The sequence below is a fragment of the Streptomyces eurythermus genome, assembly GCF_014649115.1.
Classification (GTDB): domain Bacteria; phylum Actinomycetota; class Actinomycetes; order Streptomycetales; family Streptomycetaceae; genus Streptomyces; species Streptomyces eurythermus.
This window is the reverse complement of the sequence record NZ_BMSK01000067.1, coordinates 1-564: the sequence shown is the minus strand read 5'-3', so window position 1 is coordinate 564 and position 564 is coordinate 1. Positions and strand designations below refer to the sequence as shown.

Here is a 564-nt window from a genome sequence, read left to right as displayed (position 1 = left end):
TCCGACGCTCCCACGGCTTGTAGGCACACGGTTTCAGGTACTATTTCACTCCGCTCCCGCGGTACTTTTCACCATTCCCTCACGGTACTATCCGCTATCGGTCACCAGGGAATATTTAGGCTTAGCGGGTGGTCCCGCCAGATTCACACGGGATTTCTCGGGCCCCGTGCTACTTGGGTGTCTCTCAAACGAGCCGCTGACGTTTCGACTACGGGGGTCTTACCCTCTACGCCGGACCTTTCGCATGTCCTTCGCCTACATCAACGGTTTCTGACTCGTCCCACGGCCGGCAGACCGTGGAAGAGAGATCCCACAACCCCGCATACGCAACCCCTGCCGGGTCTCACACGCATACGGTTTGGCCTCATCCGGTTTCGCTCGCCACTACTCCCGGAATCACGGTTGTTTTCTCTTCCTGCGGGTACTGAGATGTTTCACTTCCCCGCGTTCCCTCCACTTGCCCTATGTGTTCAGGCAAGGGTGACAGCCCATGACGACTGCCGGGTTTCCCCATTCGGAAACCCCCGGATCAAAGCCTGGTTGACGACTCCCCGGGGACTATCG

Annotated in this window: 1 rRNA gene; it reads right to left on the bottom strand. The window is 58.5% G+C overall.

Annotated elements, in window-relative coordinates:
* Positions 1 to 564 (bottom strand): 23S ribosomal RNA (locus IE251_RS40495); the annotation flags it as partial.